Raw genomic sequence first — 21,796 nt, 5'->3', positions numbered from 1 at the left:
GGCGTCATGGCGCCGCCGTGCGCTTTTCATAGGCGGAGAACTCTCTTTCGAGCATTTGCTGCGTGGTGAAAGTCGCCAGTACGTGTTCGCGTCCGTGCGTTCCCATGACAGCCAGGCGCCCCGGATCCGCAAACGCTTCCTCAAGGGCGGCCGCGAGAGCCGCTACATCACCAGGAGGTACAAGCCAGCCCGTTTCACCCGGCAGAACGGTTTCTCTGCTGCCGCCATGGTTGGTTGCGATCACCGGCGTTTTCATTGCCTGTGCCTCGATGGCTGCCCGGCCGAAAGCCTCCGGCCGGATGGAAGCGGAAACGGCAAGGTCGGCTGCGGCGAGAATGGCCGGAACATCGCGGCGACTGCCTGCGAAAAAAATCCTGTCGGAGAGACCAAGCCGTTCGATCTGTTGCTTTACGCGGGCGATTTCGTCCGGGTTGCCTTCGCCGACAAAGGCCGCATGCAGGTCGTTTCGGCTGCAGCGGGCCATGGCGTCGACGAAAACGGAATGGCCCTTCCAGTTGGTAATACGGCTTACCATGACGGCCAGCGGTACCCCTTTCATGACACCGAGTTCGGCTCGAACGGCGCTTCGGGTAGCGTCGGATATGGTTGCAGGCTCGAACAATGCGGGATCAATGCCGCGCGGCGCGACGACGATCCGCTCTTCTGGATAGCCATAAACATCGACGATATGTCTACGGATGAACTGCGAGTTGGCAATCACGACCGGCGTACGCAACATGGCGCTATTGTATAAGCGCTTCAGTACGTTGCCGTGGCTATATACGCCGTGGAAAGTGGTAATGAAGCGGGCCTGTCGCTTCGCAAGTTTGCAAGCGAGGAGACCGACCCATGCGGGCGCCCGGCTCCGAGCGTGCACGACACTGATCCCTTCGGCATCGATAAGGCGGGCGACGGACCGAGCGGCTCGAATTATCGTGAATGGCGACTTGCTGCCAACGGGAATCGATACATGCCGGCTTCCCACCGCCTCAACGGCGGAAACCAGCGCCCCGCCGCGACTGGCAACGAGATTGGGAATCCCGCGTGCACTCAGATACTGGGCCATCTCGACCGTGCTGCGCTCGACGCCGCCATCCCCGAGAGCTGGGAGAAGCTGAAGGATTTTTAAATTTTCGGACCCTTGCGAAGGGAAAGTGGATGCGAGCATACTCTTGCCAATGCTGGGATTGTTATCCACAGAGGAGATGAATGGAGCCTCTGACCTACAGCTTTTGCCCGAGAAGGCATCAGAATGATAGTGGTCGTCATGATGCGTTTTACAAGCGACGCGAAAGTGATCGAGACACACGAAGCGCTTATATCGAAACAGCGTCTAGGATGGATACGCTTTTGGTTGGCATCGGCCTCGCCGTAATTCTCTCAAGATTCGTTAGTCGTCAAGCTTCGTTGCGGAATATTGCGAGCCTGAGTATCGTCTCCCTCTGCGGCATTTTATTCCATCTTGCTGGAGTTAAGGTGGAGGATTGATCGAAATTCTTCCTCATCACAAGGCGATTGTGAGGTTCGCCTCCGGCATTCATCGTGTTCCGATCATGTCAGAATTCATATATATTTACGGCAGCTCGCTAGGTCTATCGATCCTCCTAGCGCAAAAGTAGTCCGGTGATACGGTTTTTCAGGTGGAGTGCCTCGCGAAAGGCGAAAGTACCAGCAGCAAGCAGCGGATGACCCTTGCGGGCGGCACGCTGGCTCTTTAGCAATGCACCACCATTGCCCTTAGGTTTCGTGCCATTCTTCTCCACCACCTTGGCGATGAGCGTGAGAAGATTATGGTCTTCGAGCACACGGCGTCGCGCCTCGCGGATAGCGGGAAGGCGCTTTTCATATTCACCGTTATCGATCGCCTCACGCATGATCCGATAGGCTTCATCCGGCTTGCGGATATCGATTGCTATAAAACTTTCGGCCGGGAAATAGTCTGCAGCGTTCGGCGCGCCGAAATAGAACGGCAAGGATAGACCAAGAAAGGGGTCGGCGAGTTTCTCAGTGAAATGATGCGGGGCGAGGTGGTTCTCGATCGCCAGGTGGTATTTGTAGGGGTCGATTGCTTCCGCTTTATCGTCGATGGGGCGATGACCGCGACCAAAGACCTCGAGATCCGACATGCGTGCCGCCATGGCTTGCGTGAAATCGTAACGGAGGCGATGCAGCGTATGGCCCTGCCGCTTGGTAGAGCAGACCGTACCAATGGTTTTCACTTTTTCCGGAAAATAAGTGGCAATTTCGTCGGCGCTTCTCTGTCGGCTGCCATTGCCATAGAACCAACACAGGCCGGCCTGGTTATAAATGCGACCCGGGTGGCGTAGTGCGAAAGGCTCCTGACTCGTCACCACATGACCAAATTGGCGCGTATAAGTGCGGCTGTAAATCTTGATGCCCGATGGCTCTGTTGTGAAGAGAATGGTGTTTTCCGGCGCACAGGCGAGATTTTCCACCCGCATCGAACGGCGCTCGGTGCCGACCGGCGGAAAGTTCTCATAGACAACGAGCCAATCATAATCCCGCGCGTCCGGATCGAAGGTGAAGGAAAGGTTGTGCTTTTGGGAAAAACCGGAAAGTAGCTGGCGGGCAAGTGGCCCGCCCATTACCTTCACCACGGTGGCGGTTCTACCGCTACCGGTATTATTTTCCTCTTCGGAAAACATGGGCTGCCTCTCCATCAACCCCAGCTGACGGCCAGGATTTCGTAGGCCTTGGAGCCGCCGGGGGCGTTGACTTCGATCGAGTCGCCGACTTCCTTGCCGATGAGGGCGCGGGCGATGGGGGAGGAGATCGAGATGCGGCCCTGCTTCACGTCGGCTTCCTGGTCGCCGACGATCTGGTAGACCTTCTCTTCTTCGGTGTCCTCGTCGACAAGTTTCACCCGAGCGCCGAACTTGATCTTGGAGCCGGACATCTTGGAAAGGTCGATGACCTCGGCGCGCGCGACGAAGTCTTCCAGCTCCGTGATGCGGCCTTCGTTGTGGCTCTGGGCTTCCTTGGCGGCGTGGTACTCGGCGTTTTCCGACAGGTCGCCATGGGCGCGCGCCTCGGCGATCGCCTCGATGATTCGCGGACGCTCTTCCTGCTGACGCCAGCGCAGCTCTTCCTGCAGCTTGACGAAACCGTCCTGAGTCATCGGTACCTTTTCAACCATTTTATTCCCGTCCTTCAGACCGCGCCGCCCGGCTTCCCAGCCATGCGGACGCAAAAGAAAACGGTCTCCGGAGAAGAATCCCCGGAACCGTCGGAAGCGTTTGAACGGCCCTTATAGCAGATTGCGCCCCGCGAAAGCCAGTTTTTTCGCCGCCGCTTCCGCGCTGCCCACAGCGGCCGGAACAATCGCCCGGTGCTGCCGTTAGCGCTCTATCGCGGGAGGCGTGCATGGCAATCGACGGGACGGTTCATCTGGAAGGCAGGATCAATGCGCACCGGCGCCTGTTGGTCGAACTCATCTCGGTCATCGCCGCCATGCCCGAGGCGCGCGACGCGCTCGTCGCCATGGCCCGCGACAGCGAAACGGTTCGCGACCACGAGGAGGATCCCGGCATCGAGCCGGATGCCGCCTTCGCCGCCCAGCAGATCGCCGACGATGAAATCCGCGCGATCCTGAAGGCCGCGATGGCGCGCCTCGAAACCAGATCATGAGGAACGGACGATGGGTGTGATCGAGAAGATTTCCGGCTATTTCAAGCAGTTTGCCGGTGAGGTGTCCGGCAACCAGGCGATGCATGACGAAGGACGGCGGGAGGCGGCGGGCGTAAATCACCCGGATGTCGAGGCAATGCACGCCGAACCACGCACGCCCCCCGGTGCGGAAAGCGCCGCTCCGGCGGAGAACGGGGTGGAAAGGGCCGTCCATGCGGATGCGGCGCCGCAGTTCGTGATCTCGCGGGCCGGCGCGAGCAATGACGGCGTTTCCAGCGCCAAGCCGCGGGTCATCACCGGGAGCGACGACGCCACGGCGCATCGCACGCCGCCCGGCATGACGGAGCCGGCCCGTGACTGGTCGGCGGGCTTCGACGAGACCGCGCCGCGGCGGGATACCGGCGCGCCGGCCGTCGACTATTCCGATATGGAGCAATTGAAGCTCTTCCGCCTCGTTCCCATCGCGGTGGCAGGCGACCAGAATTGGGACCTTGCGCCGAACCAGGGCGAGGTGGTGGTGCGCGCCCGCTCCAGCGGCGATGCGCGGGTCGTCGCGGCGGAGGCGGAGCTCGATTATCTGGAGATCGACGCGTTGCCGGGCGACGGCAATTCCACGACCTCGTCCAGCGCCTTCCGCAGCGAGAAGCTCTACACGGTCATCGACGAGACGGACCCTGCCTATCCGGTCGAAGGGCCCCGCGGGGTCGTGGCCGGGAAGGTCCGTGTCGACAATATCCGACCCAGCGAACTTTGAGGAGAGAGCGATGAGCCCGAGCCAGTCCGCCCGCACGGCAGAAAAGCAGCGCGACATCCAGGAAGAGGTGGCCAAGGCCGACCGCAAGGGCAGGAGCGAAAAGCCGGGCGCCATGCAGGCCGGTGCGCGGCCCTATCCCGCGCCGCCCTTTCCCGGGCAGCACCAGTCGAAGCCCGGCAGGGAGGCCACGCTCGATCCGCCGCCGATGTACGACGCTCCCTTCTACAAGGGTTCGGAAAAGCTGAAGGACAAGGTGGCGCTCATCACCGGCGGGGATTCCGGCATCGGCCGGGCGGTCGCCGTGCTCTTTGCGCGCGAGGGCGCGGATGTCGCCATCGTGCATCTTGCGGAAGGAAAGGATGCGCGGGAGACGATCGCGGCCGTAGAGGCGGAAGGCCGGCGCTGCATCGCCTTTGCCGGCGACGTCAAGGACAAGGCGTTCTGCGTGCAGACGGTGAAATGCGTGGTGCGGGACCTCGGGCGGCTCGATATCCTCGTGAACAATGCCGCCTTCCAGGTGCATACGAAGGATATCGCCGACCTTTCGGAAGAGCATTTCGACGAGACGCTGAAGACCAATCTCTACGGCTATTTCTTCATGGCGCAGGCCGCGGTGCCGCACATGAAGACGGGGTCGGCGATCGTCAATACCGGCTCGGTCACGGGGCTGGAGGGTTCGAAGGACCTCCTCGACTATTCGATGACCAAGGGCGGCATCCATGCCTTCACGCGCTCGCTCGCCGGCCAGCTCGTGCCGCGCGGCATCCGCGTCAATGCCGTGGCGCCGGGGCCGGTCTGGACGCCGCTGAATCCCTCCGACAAGGCGGCCGAGGACGTGGCGAAATTCGGCGCACAGACGCCGATGAAACGGCCCGCCCAGCCGGAGGAGCTGGCACCCGCCTATGTCTTCCTCGCCTCGCCGCAATGCTCCAGCTACATCACGGGAGAAGTGCTCCCGATCATCGGCGGGTATTGAAAACGAAAAAAGCCGGGCAGATTGCCCGGCTTTCCGTTCCTCAGGAGATCGGCCTCAGAAATAGGCCTGAAGCGGACGTACCTCGAGCTGGCCCTGCTTGAGGGCCTTGATCGCCTGGGCGGCGGCTTCCGCGCCGGCCATGGTCGTGTAGTAGGGCACCTTCTGCATCAGGGCGGCGCGGCGCAGCGACTTCGAGTCCGAGATCGCCTTGCTGCTGTCCGTCGTGTTGATGACGAGGCTGACCTGGCGGTTGCGGATGGCGTCCTCCACATGCGGGCGGCCTTCCTGCACCTTGTTGACCTTGATCGCTTCGATGCCCTTTTCGGCGAGGAAGCGGGCGGTGCCCGACGTCGCCATGACCTTGAAGCCGATATCCGTCAGCAGGCGCACGGCCGTCAGCACGCGCTCCTTGTCCTCGTCACGCACCGAGACGAAGACCGTGCCTTCGCGCGGCAGGTCGACGCCGGCGCCGAGCTGCGACTTGGCGAAGGCCAGCGCGAAGTCGGTGTCGAGGCCGATGACCTCGCCGGTCGAGCGCATTTCCGGGCCGAGCAGCGTATCGACGCCCGGGAAGCGGGCGAAGGGGAATACGGCTTCCTTGACGGCGATGTGCTTGAGGTTGCGCGGGTCCGGCTTCTTGCCATAGGCGGCAATCGCCGCATCGAGGCTTTCGCCGGCCATGACGCGGGCGGCGATCTTGGCGATCGGCGCGCCGATGGTCTTGGCGACGAAGGGTACCGTGCGCGAGGCGCGCGGATTGACTTCCAGCACGTAGATCGTGCCGTCCTTGATGGCGTATTGCACGTTCATCAGGCCGCCGACGTTCAGGGCCTTTGCGAGGGCCTTGGTCTGGCGTTCCAGCTCGTCGACGATCTCGCTGGAAAGCGTGTGAACGGGCAGCGAGCAGGCCGAGTCGCCCGAATGGATGCCGGCTTCCTCGATATGCTCCATGATGCCGGAGACGAAGACATCCTTGCCGTCGCAGAGCGCGTCCACGTCGACCTCGACCGCGTTCGACAGGTAGCTGTCGAAGAGCAGCGGGTTCTTGCCGAGCAGGGTGTTGATCTGGCCGGTCTTGTCGTTCGGGTAGCGCTGCTTGATGTCCTCGGGAACGAGTTCCGGAACCGTATCGAGCAGATAGGTCTGGAGCTGGCCTTCCGAATGGATGATCTGCATGGCGCGGCCGCCGAGTACGTAGGACGGGCGCACGACCAGCGGGAAGCCGATCTCGCCGGCGACGAGGCGGGCCTGCTCGACCGAATAGGCGATGCCGTTGTTCGGCTGGGCGAGGTCGAGCTTCTGCAGCAGTTTCTGGAAGCGGTCGCGGTCTTCCGCAAGGTCGATCATGTCGGGTGCGGTGCCGAGGATCGGGATGCCGTTCTTCTCCAGCGCTTCGGCGAGCTTCAACGGGGTCTGGCCGCCGAACTGCACGATGACGCCGACGACTTCGCCGTTGGTCTGCTCGGCCTTCAGAATCTCGATGACGTCTTCTGCCGTCAGCGGCTCGAAATAGAGGCGGTCCGACGTGTCGTAGTCGGTTGAGACGGTTTCCGGGTTGCAGTTGACCATGATGGCTTCATAGCCGGCGTCCTTCAGGGCGAAGGCGGCATGGCAGCAGCAATAGTCGAACTCGATGCCCTGGCCGATGCGGTTCGGGCCGCCGCCGAGGATGACGACCTTCTTGCGATCCGAAATGCCGGCTTCCGAGCGCGTCGCGCCGGCAAAGGGCGTCTCGTAGGTCGAGTACATGTAGGCGGTGGGCGAGGCGAATTCGGCGGCGCAGGTGTCGATGCGCTTGAAGACCGGGCGGACGTTCAGGCCGTTGCGCAGTTCCGCCACTTCCTTCGGGCGCTTGCCGGAGAGGGTGGCGAGGCGCGCGTCGGAGAAGCCCATGGCCTTCAGCATGCGCAGGTTCTCGGCGTCGGCCGGAAGGCCGTGTTCGCGGATGCGGGCCTCCATGTCGACGATGGCCTTGAACTGCTCGAGGAACCACGGGTCGATCTTCGAGCCTTCGTGGACTTCCTCCGGCGTCAGGCCCATGCGCAGCGCCTGGGCGACCATGCGCAGGCGGTCCGGCGTCGGGGTGGAGATGGCGGCGCGGATGGCATTGTTGTCGTTGCCGTCGCCAAGGCCGGGGATCTCGATCTCGTCGAGGCCGGTCAGGCCCGTTTCGAGGCCGCGCAGGGCCTTCTGCAGCGATTCGGCGAAGGTGCGGCCGATGGCCATGACCTCGCCCACCGACTTCATGGCCGTCGTCAGCGTCGGCTCGGCGCCGGGGAACTTCTCGAAGGCGAAGCGCGGGATCTTCGTCACGACATAGTCGATGGACGGCTCGAAGGAGGCCGGGGTCGCGCCGCCGGTGATGTCGTTCTCCAGCTCGTCGAGCGTATAGCCGATGGCGAGCTTCGCCGCGATCTTGGCGATGGGGAAGCCGGTGGCCTTGGAGGCGAGCGCGGAGGAGCGCGAGACGCGCGGGTTCATTTCGATGACGACGAGGCGGCCGTTTTCCGGATTGACGGCGAACTGCACGTTGGAACCGCCGGTCTCGACGCCGATCTCGCGCAGCACCGCGATGGAGGCGTTGCGCATGATCTGGTATTCCTTGTCCGTCAGGGTCAAGGCTGGGGCGACGGTGATCGAGTCGCCCGTATGCACGCCCATCGGGTCGATGTTCTCGATGGAGCAGATGATGATGCAGTTGTCCGCCTTGTCGCGGACGACTTCCATCTCATACTCCTTCCAGCCGAGGACGGATTCCTCAATGAGGACTTCCGTGGTCGGGGAGGCGTCGAGGCCGGAATTGACGATCTCGAAGAATTCCGAGCGGTTGTAGGCGATGCCGCCGCCGGTGCCGCCGAGGGTGAAGGACGGGCGGATGATGGCGGGCAGGCCGATGACGTCGAGCGCCTGCGCGCCGATCGCCATGGCGTGGCTCATGTAGCGCTGCTTGCGGTCGGTCTCGCCGAGGTTCCACTGGTTCTCCAGTTCGTCTAGCGCCTTGTCGAGCGCATCGCCCGAAAGCTCGGCCTTCAGCTTGGCGCGCTCGGCCTCGTGGAGCTTGCGGTCCTTGTCCTTGATCTCGGTGGCGTTGGCCAGCATCGATTTCGGCGTTTCGAGGCCGATCTTCGCCATGGCCTCGCGGAAGAGCGCGCGGTCCTCGGCCTTGTCGATGGCTTCCGGCTTGGCGCCGATCATCTCGACATTGTAGCGGTCGAGAACGCCCATGCGCTTGAGAGAGAGCGCGGTGTTGAGCGCGGTCTGGCCGCCCATGGTCGGCAGCAGCGCGTCCGGGCGCTCCTTGGCGATGATTTTCGCCACGACTTCCGGGGTGATCGGCTCTACGTAAGTCGCGTCGGCGAGGCCCGGATCGGTCATGATCGTCGCCGGGTTGGAGTTGACGAGGATGACGCGGTAGCCTTCCTCCTTCAGCGCCTTGCAGGCCTGGGTGCCGGAATAGTCGAATTCGCAGGCCTGACCGATGACGATCGGCCCCGCGCCGATGATGAGGATCGATTTCAAATCTTGGCGCTTGGGCATCTCTCTATCCGTTCTTCCGCGTGCGCGAAAAACCGGCCATGGTGATGGGTTCACCGGCCGGGCGCGCATCTATGGTCGTTCAAAGGCTAGAAGCGGCTTATAGGCAAAGGAAGGGGCGAGCGGAACCCCGAAAATCGCCGAATCGACAGGAAAAGTGCGGGGACTTTGCGCTGTCGATCTGGGGTGTCGCGGGCGGGGCTTACTCGCCGGCCAGAATGCCGGGCAATTCCTTCAGGATGCCGTCCCGCGCGCGCAGGCTGGTACGCGGCTCCTGCTTCTTCTCGTCCTGCATCAGCCGGGCGAAGACGACGGTGCGGTCCTCACGGCGCGCCCAGCCGACATACCAGCCCCATGGACGGGCATAATCGAAATTGCCGTCGGTCTTTCGGGGATAGGCCATGCCGGTCTTGCCCTGCGCCCGCCAGCCGTCGGCGATGTCGCGTCCCTCGACGATCTCCATCGCCGCATCCATCGCCTCGGCGGAGACGGGTAGCTCATGGTTCACCAGCTTGCGCAGGAATTCCACCTGCTCGCGCGGCGAGATCTTCAGCGAGGAGGCGATCCAGGCGCGCTCGAGGCCGTTGTCCTTGCCGGGGTCGCCGGTCATGTCGGCATTGCCGTAGCCGAAGGCTTCGGCATAGTCGCGCAGCCGCTCGTAGCCGAGGAATTCGGTGATGCGCTGGGAATACCAGACAACGGAATATTCCAGCCAGCGCTTAGGCGTCGTCGGCTGGCGCCAGTTGTCGCCGCCCCAGTCGGGATAGCCCTTGATGAAGGGTAGCGCCGGCTCCTCGGCGTTTTCGAGGAAGCCGGAATCATAGCCCATCACCGCGAGCGGCACCTTGAAGGTGGAGGCGGGGGTGACGCGCGTCTTGCAGTCGCCCTTTTCCAGGATGATCTCGCCGTTTTCCGCATCGGCGACGATGCTACAAATAATGCGGGCCTCGGCGGGCATGGCGAAGCCGGCGGCCAGCAGGATGCCGGCCGCGAAGGGACGCAGGTCCATCACGTTTTCCTCTATTTCCGAATGACTTGTGCATCATGGATAGCAATGCTTTCATGGCCTGACAAAAGATGAATACTGGTCTCAGCCATTAGGAAAATTGGGGCATCGCCATGGTTCGGCCTTATCTGCCGCTGAACGCCTTCCGCGCCTTCGAGGCCTCCGCCCGCCATCTTTCCTTCACGCGCGCCGCCATCGAGCTGAATGTCACGCAGGCGGCCGTCAGCCATCAGGTGAAGAGCCTCGAGGAGCAGATGGGCGTTGTGCTGTTCAAGCGCCTGCCGCGTGGGCTGATGATCACGGCGGAGGGGGAAAGCCTCCTGCCAGTGCTGCGCGACAGCTTCGACCGCATGGCGGACGCGGTGGAGCGCTTCCGCGGCGGGCATGTGCGGGAGATATTGACGGTGGGCGCGGTCGGCACCTTCGCCGTCGGATGGCTGCTGCCGCGCCTTGCCGGTTTCCGCGAGCGCCATCCCTTCGTCGAGGTGCGGCTTTCGACCAACAACAACCGGGTGGACCTTGCCGCCGAAGGGCTCGACTGCGCCATTCGCTTCGGGGCCGGCGCGTGGCACGGGACGGATGCCGTGCGCCTCTTCGATGCACCGCTGTCCGTGCTCGCCATTCCCGCCGTCGCGCGCGATCTCAAGGAGCCCGCCGACCTGCTCGGGCTGACGCTGCTGCGCTCCTACCGGCGCGACGAGTGGACGTGCTGGTTCGAGGCCGCCGGGCTGCCGCGCACGCCGCCGCCGCAGAACGCCATCGTCTTCGACACCTCGCTCGCCATGATGGAGGCGGTTTTGCAGGGCGCGGGCGTCGGCCTCGCGCCGCCGCTGATGTTCTCGCGGCTGCTGTCCGCCGGGGCCGTCGTCCAGCCTTTCCGTACCAGCGTCGCGCTCGGCAGCTACTGGCTGACCCGCCTGCAATCGCGCAGCCTCACCCCCGCCATGTCCGCCTTCGCCGCGTGGCTGGCGGAAACGGTGGCGGAGGAGGGGTTGGCCTGAGCCCGGTCAGGTGAGGTTGCGGCGGCGCTCCAGCTCGGCGTCGGTCGGCGTTTCGAATTCGAAGGAGCCGCTGGCGACATCGCCGGCGCGGGCATAGCGGCTCATGACGATGCCGGTGTCGCTGGTGCACGAATCGATCAGCGTCAGGGCGCGCGGGAAGGAGGCGTCGCCGAAGAGCCGCTTGCCCTTGCCGAGGATGACCGGGAAGACGGAGACGTGGATCTCGTCGACGAGGTCGTTCTCGAACAGCGCTTTCAGGAATTCGGTGGAGCCCTGCGTCAGGAGGTCCGGCCCGTCGCCGTCCTTCAGCTTGCGCACGGCCGCGATGGTGTCCGGGCCGAGCACATGGCTGTTCTGCCATGTGGGTTTGAAATCCGGGTTGCGGGTCGCGACATATTTATCGATGCGGTCGAAGAGCGGGCCGATCGGATCGTCCTTGTCGACATAGGGCCAGTGGGCCGCGAAGATGTCATAGGTCTTGCGGCCGAGCAGCAGGTCGAAAGGTTTTGCAAAAAGCTCGCCGATGAAGGCGCCCATCTTCTCGTCGAACATCGGGGCGGCCCAGCCGCCGAATTTGAAGCCGCCGATGGGGTCTTCGTCCGGCCCGCCCGGCGCCTGCATGACGCCGTCGAGGCTGGTGAATGCACCGACTATGATCTTTCGCATGAGACTTCTCCTGGCACGGTTGATTGGCGGATACCTAGGGACGAACGGCGCGACGGCGAGCCGACAGGCGCCGGGAAAAATATCAGCCCCAGCGGGTGCGCACCGCATCCGTCCGGCTGCGGCTCACCGGAATCTCGCTGCCGTCCTTCAGGAGGATCGCCAGCTTGCCGTCGGAGCGCAGCAGCCTTTCGACATGCATATCGGCGACGAAATGCGAGCGGTGCACCTGCAAGCCCGGCGTGCCGCCGACTTCCGCCACGGCATCGGAAAAGCGCAGCAGGATCAGTTCCCGCCCGCGGCTGGTCGTCACCTCGGTATAGTGGTCGGCGACGGTCATGTGCAGGATCGGGCCGCGGTTTTCCGGCCTGAGGCGGCGCAGCAGCGGCACGTCTATCCGTTCCTCCTCGCTCGGCGCGGGGGCGGAGGACAGCGCCTCGGCCTGCCGGCTGCTCATCGTCAGGTAGGTGAGGGCGCAGAAGAGGGCGGAGAGGAGGAGGCCGGTCGCGATGCTTGCGGCAAGGTCGGAGATTGTCGGCGTGCCGCCGAAGGTCGCGCGGCTGATCGCATTCGTCGCAAGCCCGACCGGCACGCCGGCGACCAGCGTGCCGAGCGCCATGCGGCGGCCAAGGCTCGGGATGCGGTCCCGCAACAGCGTGTTGACGAGAACGATCGCGGTGACGGCGATGGCCCAGGCGACGGCGTGCAGCACGAGCCAGAAGCCGAGGCGGGGGATGGCGGCCAGCCGCTCGGCGGTGCCGTAGGGACCCGTCACCCAGAAGATCAGCACCACCGCGCCGAAGGTCGCCCAGAACCGCGGCGCGCGCAGGAAGACCTGCAGTTCACGAAGCGCGGATTGCAGCAGGGGGCGTTCCACGAAGTTTTCCGTCCGTTCGGGCCAAAGCGTTTGAAGCGGCCCGATCATTGGCGGAAGACAGGGCCGAATTCAACCGTCCCCGGAGCCCGCCATGACCTTCGAGCCGCTTGCCAACGCGCCCTTCGCCGTCCAGTTCCACGTCGCGACCGTGCTGCCGGCGGCCGTGCTCGGCGCCGTCCTCCTCGCCCGCCCGAAGGGCACGCCGGCCCACCGGCTGCTCGGAAAAATCTGGCTTTTCCTGATGGTTGCGACGAGTTTCTCGACCTTCTTCATCCATGGAATCAACGCATTCCACGGCTTCAGCCCGATCCATCTCCTTTCGCTCTATGTCATCCTCGCGAGCGTGCCGGCCGTGATGGCGGCGCGGCGCGGCAATATCCGCGCGCACCGCGCCCAGGTCGCCGGCATGTATTTCGGCGGTATCGTCGTCGCGGGTCTCTTCACCCTCGTTCCGCACCGGGTGATGGGCGCGATGATCTTCGACGGGACGTCCGGCCTTGCAAGCGGGCTTGCCGCCGCCGCCGTCAGTTTCCTGCTCGTCGCGGCGGGGGCGCTCGCGGTGCGCGAAGCCGGCTGGGGCGGGCTTCTCCGGCGGCGCTGAGGGGCCGCTTTTCGTTTTGCAAGGCGCCCCGGCAGGCCCTATAAGTCGTTGCTGAGGAACGAATTCATGCGATGAACGTTCGTCGGCAATTCAATGCGGGGAAATGCGCCATGGAATGGAAAGGTCGTCGCCAGTCGGGCAATATCGAGGACCAGCGCGGAGCCGGCCCCTCGATGGGAGGCAGCAATCCCTTCGGCCGGGGCGGCGGGTTCCGCATTCCGATGGGCGGCGGCGGCCGGTCCGGCGGCGGCATGAGCATCGGCACCATCATCTTCCTCGTCGTCATCTATTTCGTCTTCAAGGCGATGGGCATCGATCTCCTGCAGGTCATGGGCAATGGCGGGCAGGTCAGCATGCCGGGCTTCGAGCAGACGGAGAGCGCCAGCAGCCGTTCCTCGCCGCAGGAGGAAGAGACCAAGGAATTCATGGCGACGGTGCTCGCCGAGACCGAAGACACCTGGAACGGCATCTTCAAGGCAGCCGGCGAGACATACGAGGAGCCCAAGATGGTGCTCTTCTCCGGCTCCGTCAAATCCGCCTGCGGCTTCGCCTCGGCGGCGTCCGGGCCGTTCTATTGCCCGGGCGACCACAAGGTCTATCTCGACATGAGCTTCTTCGACGAGCTCGCCAACAAGTTCGACGCGGCCGGCGACTTCGCCCAGGCCTATGTCGTGGCGCATGAGGTGGGCCACCACGTCCAGAACCTCACCGGCATCCTGCCGCGCTTCAATCAGCAGCGCCAGCGCATGAGCGAGGCGGAGGCGAACCAGATGTCCGTGCGCGTCGAGCTGCAGGCCGACTGCTATGCCGGCATCTGGGGCAAGTACACGCAGCAGAAGGGCCTTCTGGAAAGCGGCGACCTCGATGAGGCGCTGAACGCCGCCACCCAGATCGGCGACGACACGCTGCAGAAGCGCATGCAGGGCTATGTCGTGCCGGAAAGCTTCAACCACGGCACTTCCGAGCAGCGCCGCCGCTGGTTCAAGCGCGGCTTCGACAGCGGCCGTCTGGATGCCTGCAACACCTTCCAGGGTGAGCCCTGATATTACACGGACTTCTCTGAAAAGCCCTCCGGCTTGCCTGCCGGGGGGCTTTGCCTTTTCGGACCGAACGGGCCGTTATCATCGACGAATCCGATCATAAGCATCAAAACTTTTGAGATGTTCATGGATTGTTTCGCTGAAAGAAGTGAAATAGAACTCCCCGCCTGACATTTTTGCCCCCGGGGCGCCGTTCATTCTTTCGAGGTCACATCCATGATCGATGCCAGGTCTACCCGGCGCGGGCTCTTTCTCGTCTTCATGATCATGTTCCTCGACGTGATCGGCATCGCCATCATCATGCCGGTGCTGCCGACCTATCTGCGTGAGCTGACGGGCGACGACATCAGCCAGGCGGCCATCGACGGCGGCTGGCTGCTGCTCGTCTATGCCGGCATGCAGTTCCTGTTCGCGCCGCTCATCGGCAATCTCTCGGACCGTTTCGGCCGGCGGCCGGTGCTGCTGGCCTGCATCCTGACCTTCGCCATCGACAACCTCATCTGCGCGCTGGCGGCGAGCTACTGGATGCTCTTCGTCGGGCGGGTGCTGGCGGGCATCAGCGGCGCGAGCTTCAGCACGGCGGCCGCCTATATCGCGGACGTATCGAACGACGAGACCCGCTCGAAGAATTTCGGGCTGATGGGCATCGCCTTCGGCACCGGCTTCGTCATCGGGCCGGTGATCGGTGGGCTTCTCGGCGAGTTCGGGCCGCGCATTCCCTTCTATGGCGCGGCCGTGCTCGCCTTCCACAATTTCGTCGGCGCCTGGATCCTGCTGCCGGAGAGTCTTGCGGCGCACAATCGCCGTCCCTTCGAGCTTGCCCGCGCCAATCCGCTCGGCGCGCTCATGCAGATGCGCAACTATCCCGGCGTGCTCTGGGTCGGCGTCGTCTTCCTCTGTTACGGGCTGGCGCATGCCGTCTATCCGGCGGTCTGGTCCTTCGTCGGCTCCTATCGCTACGGCTGGAGCGAGGGGCAGATCGGCCTGTCACTCGGCATCTTCGGCATCGGCGGCGCGGTCGTCATGGGCTTCGTCCTGCCGCGCATCGTGCCGAAGCTCGGTGAGTACCGCACCGCCGTCCTCGGCCTCGTCTTCTCGGTCGTCGCGCTTTCCGGCTATGCCGCGGCGTGGCAGGGCTGGATGGTCTATGTCGTCATCGCCCTGACGGCGCTGGAGGCGCTGGCCGATCCGCCGCTGCGCTCCATCGCGTCCGCCCGCGTGCCGGCCTCGGCGCAGGGCGAGCTGCAAGGGGCGCTGACCAGCGTTTCCTCGATCACGACGATCATCGGACCGCTGATCTTCACGCAGGTCTTCAGTCATTTTACCGCCCCGTCCGCGCCCGTCGCCTTTGCCGGCGCGCCGTTCGCGGTGGCGGCGCTCATCCTCCTTGCCGGCCTGGCGATCTTCCTCGTCAAGCTGAAAGGGGCCGGTGTCGGCCCGAGCGGGAATTTTGCCCCGGAAAGTGCTTGAAGCGCTTTCAAACGTGACATTTCGACGAAATTTTCGTCCGGAAACGGCCCCGGAGCGCCGTTTCCGCGCATTTTTGATGACGTCATCAAATCTATTCGATTGATCGCGACCGGAACTTGTGATCGGAAGCGAGGCGAAAGTGAGAACTATCATGCACATGGCAACGCATCGCGAGGACAACGGCTGGGGGCGGCATTTCCGGGCGACCCTGACGCTCGGCGTGCCGCTGATCGGCGCCCAGCTCGCCCAGCTCGGCATCCATACGACGGACGTGGTGATCCTCGGCCGGCTCGGCGCGGCGCATCTCGCGGCCATCGTGCTGTCCAGCCAGTTCTTCTTCACGATCTTCATGCTCGGCTCGGGCTTCGCCAATGCCGTCATGCCCATGGTGGCGCAGGCCTATGGCCGGGGCGACACTGTTTCCGTGCGCCGTTCGGTGCGCATGGGCATGTGGGTGGCGCTCTTCTATGCGGCGCTGATGATCCCGCTCTTCTACAATGCGGAAAACATCCTGCTCTTTGCCGGCCAGAAGCCGGAGGTCGCCGCGCTTGCCGGCAGCTATCTGAAGATCGCGCAATGGGGGCTCGGCCCGGCGCTGCTCTTCATGACGCTGCGCGGCCTCGTCAGCGCGCATGGGCGGGCGGGTATCGTGCTCTATGTCACGATCGTCATCCTCTCCGTCAACGCCTTCTTCGCCTATGCGCTGGTGCTCGGCCATTTCGGCTTTCCGGCCCTCGGCATGGAGGGGGCGGCCATCGTTTCCTTCGGCGTGAACGTGCTGAGCTTCGTGCTCATCACCGCCTATATCCAGGCCCAGCCGGACATGCGCCGCTACGAGCTTTTCGTGCGCTTCTGGCGGCCGGACTGGGGCGCTCTGCGCGAGGTCGTCTATCTGGGCCTGCCGATCGGCCTTACCATGCTGGCGGAAGTCAGCCTCTTCACCGGCGCCTCGCTGCTGATGGGCAATATCGGCACGCTGGAGCTTGCCGCGCACGGCATCGCGCTCCAGCTCGCCTCCGTCGCCTTCATGGTTCCGCTCGGCCTTGCGCAGGCGGGCACGGTGCGCGTCGGCGTGGCGCACGGGCGCGGCGATCATCTCGGCGTCGTGCGCGCGGCCTGGGCGGTGCTCGTCATCGCGGCGACCATTGCCGTTGGTGGCGGCCTGCTCTTCGCGCTCATCCCGACGAAGCTCGCCTCGATCTTCCTCGACAAGGCGGGTACGGATTCGGCCGCGGTTCTCGCCATCGCCGGCCCCTTCGTGGTGGTCGCGGGCCTCTTCCAGCTCGTCGACGGCCTGCAGGCGATCGCCGCCGGCCTGCTGCGTGGCCTGAAGGACACGCGCATCCCCATGCTGCTGGCGCTGATCTCCTACTGGCCGGTCGGCTTCTTCGCCGCCTGGCTCTTCGCCTTCCCGGTGGGCTTGGGCGGCATCGGCATCTGGTTCGGCTTCCTCGCCGGCCTTTCCACTGCGTCGATCCTGCTCAACCTGCGCTTCTACCGGCTGGTGAGGCAGAGGGGCGCCTGACGCCCGAGAGTGGCGATAAGAAAAGCCCGCCGGATCGCTCCGGCGGGCTTTTCACGTCGATGGTATGCGGATCGCCCGCTTACGCGCGTTCCGGGATGGCTTCCTCGCCCTTCCTCTCGCGCACCAGGTTGATGAAGCGGCGGAAGAGGTAGTGGCTGTCCTGCGGGCCGGGGGAGGCTTCCGGGTGGTGCTGCACGGAGAAGACCGGCTTGCCAGTCAGGCGCAGGCCGCAGTTCGTGCCGTCGAACAGGGAAACGTGGGTCTCCTCGACGCCTTCGGGCAGGGTGGAGGAGGCGACGGCGAAGCCGTGGTTCATCGAGACGATCTCGACCTTGCCGGTCGTGTGGTCCTTCACCGGATGGTTCGCGCCGTGGTGGCCCTGGTGCATCTTCTCGGTCGTCGCGCCGACGGCGAGGCCGAGCATCTGGTGGCCGAGGCAGATGCCGAAGACCGGAATGCCCGTCTCGATCAGCGTCTTGATCACCGGCACGGCATATTCGCCGGTCGCCGCCGGGTCGCCCGGGCCGTTGGAAAGGAAGATGCCGTCCGGCTTCAGCGCCAGAACGTCCTCGGCGCTGGAGGTGGCCGGCATGACCGTGACCTTGCAGCCGAGGCCCGTGAAGAGGCGCAGGATGTTGCGCTTCACGCCGTAGTCGAGCGCGACGATGTGATATTTCACGTCGCCGTCGGCAAGGTCCTTGTAGCCTTCGTTCCACACCCACGGCTTCTGGCTCCAGCGCGAGGACTGGCCAGAGGAGGCGGGCTTGGCGAGGTCGAGGCCGACGAGGCCGCCCCAGGCCCTGGCTTCGGCCTTCAGCGTCTCGATGTCGAAGACGCCGTTCGGGTCGTGGGCGATCACCGCGTTCGGCGCGCCGTTCTCGCGGATCCAGGCGGTCAGCGCGCGGGTGTCGATGCCCGAGAGGCCGATGATGCCGCGGGCCTTCAGCCAGGCGTCGAGGTGCTTTGCGGCGCGGTAGTTCGACGGCTCGGTGATGTCGGCTTTGAAGATCGTGCCGACCGCGCCGTGGCGGGCGGCCGGCGTCAGGTCCTCGATGTCCTCGTCATTGGCGCCGACATTGCCGATATGCGGGAAGGTGAAGGTGACGATCTGGCCGAGATAGGAGGGGTCGGTCAGGATTTCCTGGTAGCCCGTCAGCGCCGTGTTGAAGCAGACTTCCGCGGTCACCTTGCCGGTGGCGCCGATGCCCTTGCCTTCGATCACGGTGCCGTCGGCAAGGACGATGAGGGCGGTGGGCTTTTCAGTGGTCCATGCGGGGGTCGAGGTCATAGTCATCCCGTTTCCGGTGTCGGGCGCCGGCTTGAAAGCCGAGGGGACGGACACCATTTAAGGTCGCAGGCAAAGGCGCGCGGAAACCCGCGTTGGTTCGCCCTGATTGCCGATTTTCGTGCAGGTGCCGGAAAATAGACAAAGCAGGGGGCGGGGTCAACCGTTGCCTGTGGATTGCGCGGAATTATAAAGCGTTTGAAATCAATCGCTTGCGTAATCCGTTTGCCGGCGGACCCTCCGCCGGTCTATGAGCATGCACAATCGAACGACGATAGAGGCCGAGCCGCGCATCCCGCGCCGGCAGCCTCCCATGGAGAAAATGATGCGCGATACCATCGCAAACGCCTTGAAGGATGCACTCAAGGCAAGAGACGCCTGCCGTGTTTCCACGCTGCGCCTGATCCAGGCCACGCTGAAGGATCGCGACATCGCCAACCGCGGCGCCGGCAAGGGGCCGGTGGAAAATGACGAACTGCTGCAGATTCTCGCCAAGATGATCAAGCAGCGCGAGGAATCCGCCAAGATCTTCGCCGAAAACGGCCGTCCGGAACTTGCCGCCCAGGAGCGCGAGGAAATCACCGTGATCCAGGGCTTCATGCCCGAGCAGCTTTCCGACGAGAAGGTGAGGGAGCTGATTTCCGGCGTGATCGCCGAGATCGGCGCGCAGGGCCTGCGTGACATGGGCAAGGTCATGGCCGTGCTCAAGGAGCGCCATCCCGGCCAGATGGATTTCGCCAAGGCCTCCGGCGTGGTGAAGGACCTGCTGAAGTAAACTGCGGTCCTTGCGGTATCTGAAGGCGGCCGGTGGCCGCCTTTTTCGTTTCCGGCCTGCTGCTTGCGGGAACCAAAAGGAAGGCGCACAGTTGAGCTCGCAGCAATAGGAGCGTGACGATGCGTCGTCGAACGTCACCGCCCGCCCCGGCGAAGTGCATGTGGTGCCGCCGGATTGTCTAGCGTCAAGGTTCCCGGTGGCCGTTCCACGAAACGGAGGCCGAACCCATGCGTGCGACGTTTCTTCTTTCCCTCGCAGCCATCGCCCTTGCCGGGCCGGTCCCCGCGCACGATGCGCCGAGCGGCTGGCAGTACGAGCAATATTGTTGCAACGGCAGCAACCACAACGGCGACTGCCAGATGATCCCGGCGACCGCCGTGCGCATCGTCCACGGGGACTATCAGGTGACGCTGGCGCCGGGCGACCATCGCCTCGCCACCCGCCGCCATATCTTTCTCCTGCCGCAGGGCACCGCCCGCCGCTCGCAGGACGGAGAATACCATCTCTGCCTCTATCCGACCGAGGATACGCCCCGCTGCTTCTACGCGCCCGACATGGGATTTTGAGCCTGAGCCTGTGAATTGCCGCGGGGCCGGGCGGTAATGCTGGCGGCGAGCCCCGCGCATGGTTATATGGACCTCGACCGAGGTATCCATGCGCTTTTCCAACGCCTTCCTAGACGAGATCCGCGACCGCGTCCCCATTTCGGACGTGATCGGCCGACGCGTGACCTGGGATCGCAGGAAGACCAACGTCTCGCGCGGGGACTACTGGGCCTGCTGCCCGTTCCATGGCGAGAAATCGCCGTCCTTCCACTGCGAGGACCGCAAGGGCCGCTACCATTGCTTCGGCTGCGGCGTCTCGGGCGATCACTTCCGCTTCCTCACCGATCTCGACGGCCTGTCCTTCCCCGAGGCCGTGCAGCAGATCGCCGATCTTGCGGGCGTCGCCATGCCCCAGCCGGACCCGCAGGCCGAGCAGCGCGAGAAGGAGCGCATGGGCCTCGTCGAGGTCATGGAGATGGCCACCCGCTTCTTCGAAGACCAGCTCCAGACGCCGGCCGGGGCGAAGGCGCGCGCCTATCTGCGCGACCGCGGGCTGACCGGCCGCACCATCGAGACCTTCCGCCTCGGCTATGCGCCGGAGAGCCGCAACGCGCTGAAGGAGTTTCTGGCGGGCAAGGGCGTGCCGAAGGAGGCGATCGAGGCCTGCGGCCTCGTCGTGCACGGGCCGGAAATCCCCGTCTCCTACGACCGGTTCCGCGACCGCATCATGTTCCCCATCCTCTCGGTGCGGGAAAAGGTCATCGCCTTCGGCGGCCGCGCCATGTCGCCGGACGCGCCGGCGAAATACCTCAATTCCAACGAAACCGAGCTCTTCCACAAGGGGAGCGTGCTCTACAACCACGCCCGCGCCCGAAAAGGCGCGCAGGGGGCTGACGGGACGGGGACGATCATCGCCGTTGAAGGCTACATGGACGTGATCGCGCTCTACCAGGCGGGCATCGAGAATGCCGTCGCCCCGCTCGGCACGGCGCTCACCGAGAACCAGCTCGATCTGCTCTGGAAGATGACGCCGCAGCCGGTGCTCTGCTTCGACGGCGACGGGGCGGGCATCCGCGCGGCGAACCGGGCGGCCGACCTCGCGCTGCCCTTCATCAAGCCGGGCCGCACGGTGCGCTTCGCGCTGCTGCCCGACGGCAAGGACCCGGACGACCTCGTGCGCCACGAGGGCCGCGCGCCCTTCGACAAGGTGCTGGCGAACGCCCGTCCGCTCGCCGACATGATCTGGAACCGCGAGGTCCAGGGCTCGACGCTGGACACGCCGGAAAGCCGCGCCGAACTCGAATCGCGCCTGCGCCAGATCACAGCGGGCATCGCCGACGAGGACGTGCGCCGCCACTACCAGCAGGACATGCGCGAGCGGCTGAATGCCTTCTTCCGCCCCGCCCAGCGGCAGGGCGGCGGCAGCTTTTCCGGCAACCGGCAGGGCAGGGGCGGCGGCCGCGGCGGGCCGCAAGGCAATATGGTCCCCTCCGGCATTTCCGACCGGCTCGCCCGCTCGGCGCTGGTGCGCGGCGCGCAGGAGCTGCCGGCCCTGCGCGAAAGCGTGCTGGCGCTCACCGTCGTCAACCATCCGGGCCTTCTCTTCAGCGATTATGACGAGATCGCCATTATCGAATACGAGAACCGCGATCTCCAGCGCCTCTGGTCGGCCCTCATCGGCATTGCCGGCTCCGTCGGCGCGCGGCTCGACCGCGCCCGGCTGGTCGAGGAGCTGGAAGCCGCCGGCTTCGACACCCTGCTCAAGGGCCTCGACCAGCAGATCCGCAACTCGCGCCTGTGGACCGCGACGGAAGACGCCGCGCCCGAGGATGCCCGCGAAGGCTATCTCCAGGCGCTCGCGCTCCACAAGCGCACCCGCGCGCTCCTCTGGCAGCGCCGCGAGCTGGAACGCGAACTCGCCGTCTCGACGGATGAGGGCGACGACGAGCGCGTGCCGCAGATCCTGCGCGCGCTTCAGGAAGTGCAGATGGAGACCGTCCGGATGGAGAACCAGGAAGCCATCATCGAAGGCTTCGGCGTGCTCTCCGGCCGGGTGAAGGGGCCGGCGGGGAAGTAGAGGACAGCACTGGCGGCGT

Annotated in this window: 19 protein-coding genes; 11 read left to right on the top strand and 8 right to left on the bottom strand. The window is 64.7% G+C overall.

Annotated features, from left to right (window positions below; genetic code table 11):
* Positions 1–4: 4 nt before the first annotated feature.
* The 3 genes from ShzoTeo12_RS10205 to greA all read right to left on the bottom strand — a co-directional run bounded on the left by ShzoTeo12_RS10205 (position 5) and on the right by greA (position 3,157).
* A complete protein-coding gene (locus ShzoTeo12_RS10205) occupies positions 5–1,309 on the bottom strand; it encodes a glycosyltransferase family 4 protein (RefSeq protein ID WP_318909568.1) in 1,305 nt (434 codons plus the stop codon).
* 295 nt (positions 1,310–1,604) lie between these two features.
* Positions 1,605–2,666: a glycosyltransferase family 10 domain-containing protein gene (locus tag ShzoTeo12_RS10200; RefSeq protein WP_318909567.1), complete on the bottom strand. Its 1,062-nt coding sequence runs from the start codon at positions 2,664–2,666 to the stop codon at positions 1,605–1,607.
* A gap of 14 nt (positions 2,667–2,680) precedes the next feature.
* On the bottom strand, positions 2,681–3,157 hold the full coding sequence (gene greA / locus ShzoTeo12_RS10195) for a transcription elongation factor GreA (protein WP_119257049.1): 477 nt from the start codon (positions 3,155–3,157) through the stop codon (positions 2,681–2,683).
* Between the two features lie 227 nt (positions 3,158–3,384).
* Between greA and ShzoTeo12_RS10190 the strand changes: the two genes are divergently transcribed.
* The 3 genes from ShzoTeo12_RS10190 (at position 3,385) to ShzoTeo12_RS10175 (ending at position 5,378) form a co-directional block, all read left to right on the top strand.
* Complete coding sequence (locus ShzoTeo12_RS10190; protein ID WP_318909565.1) at positions 3,385–3,648, top strand: hypothetical protein; 264 nt, start codon at positions 3,385–3,387, stop codon at positions 3,646–3,648.
* Between the two features lie 427 nt (positions 3,649–4,075).
* Positions 4,076–4,402: a hypothetical protein gene (locus tag ShzoTeo12_RS10180; RefSeq protein ID WP_318912437.1), complete on the top strand. Its 327-nt coding sequence runs from the start codon at positions 4,076–4,078 to the stop codon at positions 4,400–4,402.
* Positions 4,403–4,412: 10 nt separating this feature from the next.
* Positions 4,413–5,378, top strand: a complete 966-nt coding sequence (locus ShzoTeo12_RS10175) for an SDR family oxidoreductase (RefSeq protein ID WP_318909564.1) — start codon at positions 4,413–4,415, stop codon at positions 5,376–5,378.
* Positions 5,379–5,432: 54 nt separating this feature from the next.
* Here the strand turns inward: ShzoTeo12_RS10175 and carB are convergent, their stop codons facing one another.
* Positions 5,433–8,915, bottom strand: a complete 3,483-nt coding sequence (carB, locus tag ShzoTeo12_RS10170) for a carbamoyl-phosphate synthase large subunit (RefSeq protein ID WP_318909562.1) — start codon at positions 8,913–8,915, stop codon at positions 5,433–5,435.
* Positions 8,916–9,114: 199 nt separating this feature from the next.
* Positions 9,115–9,921, bottom strand: a complete 807-nt coding sequence (gene blaOXA, locus ShzoTeo12_RS10165) for a class D beta-lactamase (RefSeq protein ID WP_318909561.1) — start codon at positions 9,919–9,921, stop codon at positions 9,115–9,117.
* Between the two features lie 110 nt (positions 9,922–10,031).
* On the opposite strand from blaOXA, the gene ShzoTeo12_RS10160 reads away from it, so the two are divergent.
* Positions 10,032–10,919 carry a LysR family transcriptional regulator gene (locus tag ShzoTeo12_RS10160; RefSeq protein WP_318909560.1) on the top strand — a complete coding sequence of 296 codons (888 nt, stop codon included), beginning with the start codon at positions 10,032–10,034 and terminating at the stop codon, positions 10,917–10,919.
* Positions 10,920–10,925: 6 nt separating this feature from the next.
* Here the strand turns inward: ShzoTeo12_RS10160 and ShzoTeo12_RS10155 are convergent, their stop codons facing one another.
* Positions 10,926–11,585 (bottom strand): dihydrofolate reductase family protein, encoded by a 660-nt coding sequence (locus ShzoTeo12_RS10155; protein WP_318909558.1) that lies wholly within the window; start codon positions 11,583–11,585, stop codon positions 10,926–10,928.
* Positions 11,586–11,667: 82 nt separating this feature from the next.
* Positions 11,668–12,507: a LytTR family DNA-binding domain-containing protein gene (locus ShzoTeo12_RS10150; protein ID WP_413251092.1), complete on the bottom strand. Its 840-nt coding sequence runs from the start codon at positions 12,505–12,507 to the stop codon at positions 11,668–11,670.
* 43 nt (positions 12,508–12,550) lie between these two features.
* Between ShzoTeo12_RS10150 and ShzoTeo12_RS10145 the strand changes: the two genes are divergently transcribed.
* From ShzoTeo12_RS10145 to ShzoTeo12_RS10130, 4 genes are all read left to right on the top strand, one after another.
* Positions 12,551–13,060 carry a DUF2306 domain-containing protein gene (locus ShzoTeo12_RS10145; protein WP_318909555.1) on the top strand — a complete coding sequence of 170 codons (510 nt, stop codon included), beginning with the start codon at positions 12,551–12,553 and terminating at the stop codon, positions 13,058–13,060.
* A 110-nt stretch (positions 13,061–13,170) separates the two neighbouring features.
* Positions 13,171–14,103 carry a neutral zinc metallopeptidase gene (locus ShzoTeo12_RS10140; protein WP_318909553.1) on the top strand — a complete coding sequence of 311 codons (933 nt, stop codon included), beginning with the start codon at positions 13,171–13,173 and terminating at the stop codon, positions 14,101–14,103.
* Positions 14,104–14,316: 213 nt separating this feature from the next.
* Positions 14,317–15,570, top strand: a complete 1,254-nt coding sequence (locus tag ShzoTeo12_RS10135) for a TCR/Tet family MFS transporter (RefSeq protein ID WP_318909551.1) — start codon at positions 14,317–14,319, stop codon at positions 15,568–15,570.
* Positions 15,571–15,721: 151 nt separating this feature from the next.
* Positions 15,722–17,095: an MATE family efflux transporter gene (locus ShzoTeo12_RS10130; protein ID WP_318909550.1), complete on the top strand. Its 1,374-nt coding sequence runs from the start codon at positions 15,722–15,724 to the stop codon at positions 17,093–17,095.
* Between the two features lie 79 nt (positions 17,096–17,174).
* Here the strand turns inward: ShzoTeo12_RS10130 and carA are convergent, their stop codons facing one another.
* A complete protein-coding gene (gene carA / locus ShzoTeo12_RS10125; protein ID WP_318912435.1) occupies positions 17,175–18,383 on the bottom strand; it encodes a glutamine-hydrolyzing carbamoyl-phosphate synthase small subunit in 1,209 nt (402 codons plus the stop codon).
* Between the two features lie 322 nt (positions 18,384–18,705).
* On the opposite strand from carA, the gene ShzoTeo12_RS10120 reads away from it, so the two are divergent.
* From ShzoTeo12_RS10120 to dnaG, 3 genes are all read left to right on the top strand, one after another.
* Positions 18,706–19,155, top strand: coding sequence for a GatB/YqeY domain-containing protein (locus ShzoTeo12_RS10120; protein WP_318912434.1), 450 nt, complete (start codon positions 18,706–18,708; stop codon positions 19,153–19,155).
* A gap of 227 nt (positions 19,156–19,382) precedes the next feature.
* Positions 19,383–19,721: a hypothetical protein gene (locus tag ShzoTeo12_RS10115; protein WP_318909549.1), complete on the top strand. Its 339-nt coding sequence runs from the start codon at positions 19,383–19,385 to the stop codon at positions 19,719–19,721.
* Between the two features lie 88 nt (positions 19,722–19,809).
* Positions 19,810–21,777: a DNA primase gene (gene dnaG, locus ShzoTeo12_RS10110; protein ID WP_318912433.1), complete on the top strand. Its 1,968-nt coding sequence runs from the start codon at positions 19,810–19,812 to the stop codon at positions 21,775–21,777.
* Positions 21,778–21,796: the final 19 nt, after the last annotated feature.

The organism is Shinella zoogloeoides, from assembly GCF_033705735.1.
GTDB lineage: Bacteria > Pseudomonadota > Alphaproteobacteria > Rhizobiales > Rhizobiaceae > Shinella > Shinella zoogloeoides_A.
Note: the sequence above shows the minus strand (reverse complement) of the source record. Positions and strands in the feature narration are given on the sequence as shown.

What these genes read in the sequence shown, in the direction of transcription:
- ShzoTeo12_RS10135 (WP_318909551.1), top strand. Translation starts at nt 14,317, where the DNA reads ATGATCGATGCCAGGTCTACCCGGCGCGGGCTCTTTCTCGTCTTCATG.
- ShzoTeo12_RS10130 (WP_318909550.1), top strand. Translation starts at nt 15,722, where the DNA reads ATGCACATGGCAACGCATCGCGAGGACAACGGCTGGGGGCGGCATTTC.
- ShzoTeo12_RS10140 (WP_318909553.1), top strand. Translation starts at nt 13,171, where the DNA reads ATGGAATGGAAAGGTCGTCGCCAGTCGGGCAATATCGAGGACCAGCGC.
- ShzoTeo12_RS10190 (WP_318909565.1), top strand. Translation starts at nt 3,385, where the DNA reads ATGGCAATCGACGGGACGGTTCATCTGGAAGGCAGGATCAATGCGCAC.
- greA (WP_119257049.1), bottom strand. Translation starts at nt 3,157, where the DNA reads ATGGTTGAAAAGGTACCGATGACTCAGGACGGTTTCGTCAAGCTGCAG.
- ShzoTeo12_RS10175 (WP_318909564.1), top strand. Translation starts at nt 4,413, where the DNA reads ATGAGCCCGAGCCAGTCCGCCCGCACGGCAGAAAAGCAGCGCGACATC.
- ShzoTeo12_RS10200 (WP_318909567.1), bottom strand. Translation starts at nt 2,666, where the DNA reads ATGTTTTCCGAAGAGGAAAATAATACCGGTAGCGGTAGAACCGCCACC.
- ShzoTeo12_RS10160 (WP_318909560.1), top strand. Translation starts at nt 10,032, where the DNA reads ATGGTTCGGCCTTATCTGCCGCTGAACGCCTTCCGCGCCTTCGAGGCC.
- ShzoTeo12_RS10155 (WP_318909558.1), bottom strand. Translation starts at nt 11,585, where the DNA reads ATGCGAAAGATCATAGTCGGTGCATTCACCAGCCTCGACGGCGTCATG.
- blaOXA (WP_318909561.1), bottom strand. Translation starts at nt 9,921, where the DNA reads ATGGACCTGCGTCCCTTCGCGGCCGGCATCCTGCTGGCCGCCGGCTTC.
- carA (WP_318912435.1), bottom strand. Translation starts at nt 18,383, where the DNA reads ATGACCTCGACCCCCGCATGGACCACTGAAAAGCCCACCGCCCTCATC.
- dnaG (WP_318912433.1), top strand. Translation starts at nt 19,810, where the DNA reads ATGCGCTTTTCCAACGCCTTCCTAGACGAGATCCGCGACCGCGTCCCC.
- ShzoTeo12_RS10145 (WP_318909555.1), top strand. Translation starts at nt 12,551, where the DNA reads ATGACCTTCGAGCCGCTTGCCAACGCGCCCTTCGCCGTCCAGTTCCAC.
- carB (WP_318909562.1), bottom strand. Translation starts at nt 8,915, where the DNA reads ATGCCCAAGCGCCAAGATTTGAAATCGATCCTCATCATCGGCGCGGGG.
- ShzoTeo12_RS10115 (WP_318909549.1), top strand. Translation starts at nt 19,383, where the DNA reads ATGCGTGCGACGTTTCTTCTTTCCCTCGCAGCCATCGCCCTTGCCGGG.
- ShzoTeo12_RS10180 (WP_318912437.1), top strand. Translation starts at nt 4,076, where the DNA reads ATGGAGCAATTGAAGCTCTTCCGCCTCGTTCCCATCGCGGTGGCAGGC.
- ShzoTeo12_RS10150 (WP_413251092.1), bottom strand. Translation starts at nt 12,507, where the DNA reads ATGATCGGGCCGCTTCAAACGCTTTGGCCCGAACGGACGGAAAACTTC.
- ShzoTeo12_RS10120 (WP_318912434.1), top strand. Translation starts at nt 18,706, where the DNA reads ATGCGCGATACCATCGCAAACGCCTTGAAGGATGCACTCAAGGCAAGA.